Source organism: Pseudoalteromonas sp. GW168-MNA-CIBAN-0100 (assembly GCF_040309225.1).
In the GTDB taxonomy this organism is placed as follows: domain Bacteria; phylum Pseudomonadota; class Gammaproteobacteria; order Enterobacterales; family Alteromonadaceae; genus Pseudoalteromonas; species Pseudoalteromonas arctica.
Genome location: NZ_JBEOOL010000864.1, coordinates 1 through 250, shown reverse-complemented (window position 1 = coordinate 250; position 250 = coordinate 1). Strand labels below are relative to the sequence as shown.

Annotated in this window: 1 protein-coding gene; it reads left to right on the top strand. The window is 39.6% G+C overall.

The annotated features are described in order from the left end of the window. Positions 1-52 precede the first annotated feature (52 nt). A partial coding sequence (locus AAEY62_RS23765; RefSeq protein WP_502935565.1) for a pyroglutamyl-peptidase I family protein occupies positions 53-250 on the top strand: 198 nt, incomplete at its 3' end.

Genomic DNA, 250 nt, shown 5'->3' with positions numbered 1-250 from the left:
GCAGTAACCTTACTCGCCGTTAATATTGTTTTAATGTATAGCGTGGTGTTCAATGACTAAATCAACTTACCCTATGGCGTGCGTATTAATTACCGGTTTTACTCCTTTTGATGGCGAAACCATTAACCCCTCTTGGCAAGCAGTGCAAAAGCTCGACGACCATATAATAATGAAACATAGAGTATGTGCTATTGAGTTATCGTGTGAGTTTAATACTTCTATTGCACAATTACACCAAGCGATAGAGGCC